Annotated in this window: 6 protein-coding genes; 4 read left to right on the top strand and 2 right to left on the bottom strand. The window is 66.7% G+C overall.

Translation table 11 applies throughout. The annotated features are described in order from the left end of the window. Positions 1 to 56: 56 nt before the first annotated feature. Positions 57 to 1,628, bottom strand: coding sequence for a hemolysin family protein (locus ACTHLF_RS15910; RefSeq protein WP_440328477.1), 1,572 nt, complete (start codon positions 1,626 to 1,628; stop codon positions 57 to 59). A gap of 122 nt (positions 1,629 to 1,750) precedes the next feature. On the opposite strand from ACTHLF_RS15910, the gene ACTHLF_RS15905 reads away from it, so the two are divergent. Beyond that, positions 1,751 to 2,524: a lysostaphin resistance A-like protein gene (locus tag ACTHLF_RS15905; RefSeq protein ID WP_440328475.1), complete on the top strand. Its 774-nt coding sequence runs from the start codon at positions 1,751 to 1,753 to the stop codon at positions 2,522 to 2,524. Here the strand turns inward: ACTHLF_RS15905 and ACTHLF_RS15900 are convergent. Continuing rightward, complete coding sequence (locus tag ACTHLF_RS15900) at positions 2,521 to 3,117, bottom strand: class I SAM-dependent DNA methyltransferase (RefSeq protein ID WP_440328474.1); 597 nt, start codon at positions 3,115 to 3,117, stop codon at positions 2,521 to 2,523. The genes ACTHLF_RS15905 and ACTHLF_RS15900 overlap by 4 nt on opposite strands. Before the next feature lie 95 nt (positions 3,118 to 3,212). On the opposite strand from ACTHLF_RS15900, the gene ACTHLF_RS15895 reads away from it, so the two are divergent. The 3 genes from ACTHLF_RS15895 (at position 3,213) to ACTHLF_RS15885 (ending at position 6,388) form a co-directional block, all read left to right on the top strand. Next, positions 3,213 to 3,512 carry a hypothetical protein gene (locus ACTHLF_RS15895; protein ID WP_440328472.1) on the top strand — a complete coding sequence of 100 codons (300 nt, stop codon included), beginning with the start codon at positions 3,213 to 3,215 and terminating at the stop codon, positions 3,510 to 3,512. Between the two features lie 152 nt (positions 3,513 to 3,664). Then, positions 3,665 to 5,188 (top strand): DUF1800 domain-containing protein, encoded by a 1,524-nt coding sequence (locus tag ACTHLF_RS15890; protein WP_440328471.1) that lies wholly within the window; start codon positions 3,665 to 3,667, stop codon positions 5,186 to 5,188. A gap of 9 nt (positions 5,189 to 5,197) precedes the next feature. Next, entirely contained in the window at positions 5,198 to 6,388 is a 1,191-nt protein-coding gene (locus ACTHLF_RS15885; RefSeq protein ID WP_440328469.1) for a DUF1501 domain-containing protein, read from the top strand. Positions 6,389 to 6,493 lie beyond the last annotated feature (105 nt).

The raw sequence follows: 6,493 nt of genomic DNA, 5'->3' as shown, positions 1-6,493 counted from the left end.
GATGTACTTGCCGCGAGCACCCATCGCGCGCAAGCGCGCTCCCACAAGGCGTTATGTCAGTCTTCCGTGGAGGGTAGTGCCAGCACGCGGACGCGCTGGATGCGGGCGCCTTCCATCGCAGTGACTTCGAACGCGAGGCGTTCGCTTTCGAAGGTATCGCCCACGCCGGGCAGGCGGCCCAGCTGCTGCAACACGAAGCCAGCCAGCGTTGCGAAGTTGCCTTCGCCAGCGCCCGGCAGGCGGTGACCCAGCAGGTGCTCGACGCGGCGGACGTCCAGGCTGGCATCGAGCAGCCACGCACCGTCCGGCTCGCTGACCGCCGACGGATCGCCCTCGCCGCTTTCATGCGGGAATTCACCCGCAATCGTCTCCAGCACATCGGCCGGGGTGACCAGGCCGAGGATGCTGCCGTATTCGTCGACGACCAGCGCCACCTGCAGCGGGGCGCGGCGGAACTCGTCGATCAGGCGCAGCACGCTGAGCGACTCCAGCACCGTGATCGGCTTGCGCACCGCCGTTTCGGTGACCAGGCGCCCGTGCTCGGTGAGGCTGGCGAGCAGGTCGCGCGATGAAGTCACCCCCACCAGCTGGTCGAGATCGCCATTAGCCACCAGCATCCAGTGATGCGCTGATTCGCGCGCCTCGGTAAGCAGGTTCGGCAGAGCATCGGAAGGATCGACCCAGACGATCTCGGTGCGCGGGGTCATGATCGAGCGTACCGGGCGCTGGGAGAGATCCAGCACGCCCTGGACCATCTCCAGCTCATCCCTGCCGAACACCGCGGCCTCCGCCTGCTCGGTATCCGGTGTTTTCTTGCTCTCGCCCTCGTCGTCGGCGCTACCGCCGAGCAGGCGTAGCACCGCCTTGGCGGTACGGTCGCGCATGAGCCGGCCACCCAGCAGCAGCGAACGGCGGCGGTTGCGCCGCATGGTCTGGTTGAACACCTCGATCATGATCGAGAAGCCGATCGCGGCGTACAGGTACCCCTTGGGGATATGGAAGCCGAAGCCCTCGGCGATGAGGCTGAAGCCGATCATCAGCAGGAAGGAAAGGCACAGGATGATCACCGTGGGCCGCGAGTTCACGAACGCGGTGAGCGGCTTGCTGGCGGTGATCATCAGCGCCATGGCCACGACCACGCCGATCATCATGATCGAGAGGTGGTCGACCATGCCGACGGCGGTGATCACCGAATCCAGCGAGAACACGGCATCGAGGATGACGATCTGGGCGACGGTCAGCCAGAAGCTCGCGCGGCGGGCGCCCTTGCCGTCATGGTCGTCGCCCGCCTCCAGCCGCTCGTGCAGCTCCAGGGTCGCCTTGAACAGGAGGAAGGCGCCGCCGACCAGCAGGATGACATCGCGCCAGGACAGGCCGAAACCGTTCCACTGGAACAGGGGCTGCGTGAGCGTGACCAGCCAGGACATGGCGGCAAGCAGGCACAGGCGCATGACGAGCGCGAGGCCAAGGCCCAGGAGCCGCGCGTGGTCGCGCTGGCGGGCGGGTAGTTTGTCGGCGAGGATGGCGACGAACACGAGGTTGTCGATACCGAGGACGATCTCCAGCACGATCAGCGTGAGAAGACCTGCCCAGGCCGAAGGGTCGGCTAACCAGTCGAATGCAAACATGGGTCGGCGCCAGGGGCGCCACCTTTCCTCCTATGGTGGCCGGTCACTATACAGGGCAAATGTGAAGGTCTGTGCCGGAAGCCATCGTTGCGCAGGCGGAACGGGCTCGGCTACGTTGGCACATGGCTAACGATCCCGCATTCCCCCCCTTTCCCGCCGATACGCTGCCCGAGAGCCCGCCAAGCCGGCCGGGGCCGGGCTGGGTGGAGACAATTCTCATCCTGCTGGCGTATTTCGCCCTGCAGTTCGGGCTGGGCGGCGGCCTCGGCCTCCTGTCGCAGACCCTGGCGCGCGCCTTCCCTAACGCGGTTCCGGTCGAAGCGGACCGGCTGGTCATCGTCGTCATCCTTACCCTGGCCGGCGCCGCGGCCATCACCCTCGCCCTCGTAACCCGACGCTGGGGGCCCCTGCTCCGCGACGGCGGCCCGGCGGGCATCGGCTTCACCCAGCCGGACGGCTGGCAGATCCTCTTCGGGAGCGTCCTCGGCATCGTGGCACCGCTGGCAGGGGGCCTGCTCACCCAGCTCCTCGCCGGCGACCACGAGGTCAGCCAGGCCGTGTCCACGCTCGCCGACAACGCGCATGTCGGCCTCCGCATAGCCTTGCTCCCCGTGGCCATCCTGGTCGGCCCCCTGGTGGAAGAAGTGCTGTTCCGCGGCGCCCTGCTGGCCTTGCTGCGCACGCGCTTCGGCGATGGCTGGGCGATCACCGTGTCCTCGCTCGTCTTCGGCGTTGTCCACCTGCCCGACCTCGGCGGCCTGTGGTACGCGGTGCCCAACCTGGTGCTGGTCGGCGCGTTCTGTGCGTGGCTACGCGTTCGCAGCCGTTCGATCTGGCCCGCTTATGCATGCCACGCGGCCAATAACAGCCTGGCCACCATGGCGTGGTTCAGCTAGAGCCGCTCGAGCGAAGCGACCATGCGGTCCAGCCGCGGGCTCGCGTAGCACTGCGAACCCACCGGGATCAGGCCGACCTTGTCGAACTCCCCCCGGTACCACTTTGCGCTGCGGCCGAAGAAGGCCTCGCGGTCGCCGTCCGGGTCATCTTCCCGGGTGTACACCTCGAGGAAGACCAGGCCTTCGGCCATCTCGCCGATGCCGGTGAGGCCGGCGCGGATCTCGGCCGGCCTGAGGTAGTGCAGCACATCGGTGCAGACGATCAGGTCGAAGCGGGTCTCGAAGCGCAGTTCGGCGAGCTGGCCGAACCGCGCATAGCCGATGTTGCGCGAGCGGCCATAGCGGGCCACGGCGTATTCGCTGGCCTCCAGCCCCCGGTATTCGATGCCGGGGCGCAAGCGGCGCAGCACGGCCCGCCAGGGGGCCTCGCCGCACCCGATATCCAGCACGTTGCGGACGGGGCGTCCAAGATAGAACTCGGCCTGGCCCAGCACCATGCTGACCTTGCGGGTGAGCTCGGCGGTCGAGCGCACGGCGTGGTCCGCGCTGCGGTACCACTTGTCGAAATAGGCCTGGTCGTAGGTCTTGGGCATCGTGCGCGTTCCGCCGAAAACACGCATCGTACCGGGCGTACACTTCCAGCACACGCGCACGGCCGCATCTTTGCTCCATCGCACAGGAGATACCCATGCCCCGCATCCAGCTTCGCATCACCGGCGACCGCGACGTTTTCGACGATGTCATCACCGCGATCCACGGCCTGGACCGGATCGAATACGTCGAGGAAATCGACGACCTGATGATGGGCGTGCGGGACGATTCGAGCTCCAGCGAGCTTTCCGACGACGTGGGCTCACGCACCTATACGGTCGAGGTGGAAGTACCCAACGACAAGGTCGGCGAGCGCGTGCGTGAAGTGGCGGAGGAAACCGCCGGCACCCGCGAGGCCGCCATCGAGTTCGTCTACCCCGACGAAAACGAGATCTGAACCCGGAGTAGCCCCGCACGCCTCGTGGGAGCGCGCTTGCGCGCGATAACCCGCACACGAAAGCCCAAAGTGTGAATCCGAGCCAACATCCCCGGTAAACCCGATCGTCCCTGCCCCGTTTGAGGGTCATCCCGCCTCGAACGGAGAACCGGATGCGCTCGATCTTCACGGCCACCCTCGCCACGCTGCTCTGCCTGGCAGTGGCGGCCCCGCCCGCCAGCGCTGCCGACAAGCCGCTTTCGCAGGAAGACGCCGCGTGGCTCGATCGCGTCACGTTCGGCGTAGATAGCGCCACCGTGGCCAGCTACCGCGAACTCGGCCGGCGGCGCTTCCTCGAAGCGCAGCTGCACCCCAGGGCGGACGGCCTGCCCCAGCCGATCGCCGCGCAGATCGCCGGCTTCGATGTCATGAAGACGCCGACAGGCACCTTGCTGGCACAGGTACGTGACCAGTACCGCGACATCAAGGACATGCCCGATGGCGATGCGAAGCAGGAGGCCCGCAAGGCCCTGCAGAAGCAGGGCAACCAGTACGCGCAACAGGCCCAGGCGGCCGAGCTCCTGCGTGCCGTCTACGATGAAAACCAGCTGCGCGAGCAGCTGGTGTGGTTCTGGCTGAACCACTTCAGCGTCTTCCAGAACAAGGGACGCGTGCGCTGGCTGGTGGCCGATTACGCACAGAACACGATACGACCGAACGCGCTGGGCAAGTTCCGCGATCTCGTCATGGCCACGCTGAAGAGCCCGGCCATGCTCGAATACCTGGACAACGCGCAGAACGCGCGTGACAAGGTGAACGAGAACTACGCACGCGAACTCATGGAGCTCCACACGCTCGGCGTGAACAGCGGTTACTCACAGGCCGATGTGCAAAGCCTCGCCCGCGTGCTCACCGGCGTCGGCGTGAACTTCGAAGGCCAGCCGCGCAAGATGCGCCCGGACCTCAGGCCCTACTACGTCCAGGAAGGCGTCTTCGAGTTCAACCCGAACCGCCACGATTTCGGCGACCAGGTCCTGCTCGGCAAGACCATCAAGGGTGGTGGGTTCGACGAGGTGGAGAAGGCGGTCGACCTGATCGTCAGCCAGCCGGCGTGTGCGACGTTCATTTCGACCAAGCTGGCGAAGTACTTCGTCTCGGACAACCCGCCGCCGTCGCTCATTGCCGCCATGGCGAAGACCTTTCGCCGCAGCGATGGCGATATCGCTGAGGTGATGGAGACCATGCTCACGTCGAAGGAGTTCACGGCGTCGCTGGGCAAGCGTTACAAGGATCCCACCCAGTTCCTTGTCTCGACCATGCGGCTCGCTTACGACGGCAAGCCGGTAGAGAACCCGCGTCCGCTGGTGAACTGGATCAACCAGCTCGGCCAGGCACCGTTCGGCCGGATCACGCCCGATGGCTGGCCCATGACGGACTCGGAGTGGTCGAGTTCGGGCCAGGTGGCAAAGCGCTTCGAGATCGCGCGCGCGATCGGCAGCGGCGCCAACCATCTTTTCGACCTCGATGAAGCCGGTACGCGCAGCGTCGGTGGCTTCCCGCAGCTCACCACACCGACCTACTACGCCACGATCGAGCCCACGCTCGGGCCGAAGACGCGCGGTGCGCTGTCGCAGGCCACATCGCAGCAGGAGTGGAACACCTTCCTGCTCGCCTCACCCGAATTCAACTACCGCTGAGGTTCCGCCATGGACCGCCGCCAGTTCCTCCTCGCGCTCGCCGCGACCGTGCCCGCCCTGACCCTGGGCGGCAAGGTGTTCGCCGCGCCAGCCACTTCGCCGCGCTTCCTGCTCGTGTTCCTGCGCGGCGGCTACGACGCGAACAACCTGCTAGTGCCTTACGCGAGCGATTTCTATTACGAGTCACGCCCGAACATCGCGCTCGCCAGGCCCACGGCCGGCGACCCGAAGTCGGTGCGCGCGCTGGACTCGCACTGGGCGCTCACGCCGGCCGTGGCGCAGACCATGGGGTCGCTGTGGGACAAGAAGCAGCTCGCGTTCATCCCGTTCGCAGGGACGGACGACCTCTCGCGCAGCCACTTCGAAACGCAGGACAACATCGAGGCGGGCGAACCGGGTGACGCGCGCCAGTATGCGTCGGGCTTCATGGGCCGGCTGAGTGGCGTGCTGCGTGGCGTGCCACCGATCGCCTTCACCGACGCCCTGCCCCTGTCATTCCGCGGCACGGGCGATGTGCCGAACATCTCGCTGAAGGGTAACGGCAAGGCGGTGTTCGACGACCGCCAGTCGAAGATCCTGGCCAGCATGTACGAAGGCACGCCGCTCCAGGCGGCGGCCACCGATGGCCTGCAACTGCGCCAGCAGGTCGCGCAGGACCTGCAGACGGAAATGGTCGCCGCCAGCCGCGGCGCCGTGAACGCGCGCGGGTTCGCCCAGCAGGGGCAGCGCATGGCGACCCTGATGAAGGACCGCTTCCGCCTGGGCTTCGTCGATGTGGGCGGCTGGGATACGCACGTCAACCAGGGAGGTGCGGATGGCCTGCTGGCCAACAACCTCAACAACCTTTCGCAAGGCCTCAGCGCCTTCGCCGATGGGCTGGGCGAGGCGGAGTGGAACAACACCGTAGTGGTCGTCGTTTCCGAATTCGGCCGCACGTTCCGCGAAAACGGGAACAAGGGCACGGACCACGGCCATGGCACGACGTACTGGGTGCTGGGCGGAAAGGCGCATGGCGGGCGCGTCGCCGGTGAGCAGGTGGCGATCGATGCGGGCAGCCTGTTGCAGAACCGGGATTATCCGGTGCTCAACAATTACCGGGACGTGCTGGGTGGGCTGATGAAGCGGATGTACGGGTTGTCGGATGGTGACGTGGGCACCGTTTTTCCGGGCGCAAAGCCACGCGATCTGCAGCTCGTGTGAGCATCGCGCGCAAGCGCGCTCCCCCAGGCGGTGCGCCACCGCTCTTGTGGGAGCGCGCGTGCGCGCGATGCCGGCCCGCAGGGCTGCCAGGTCTGCCCACCCCGA

It is taken from the genome of Luteibacter sp. (assembly GCF_051958795.1).
Classification (GTDB): domain Bacteria; phylum Pseudomonadota; class Gammaproteobacteria; order Xanthomonadales; family Rhodanobacteraceae; genus Luteibacter.
Note: the sequence above shows the minus strand (reverse complement) of the source record. Positions and strands in the feature narration are given on the sequence as shown.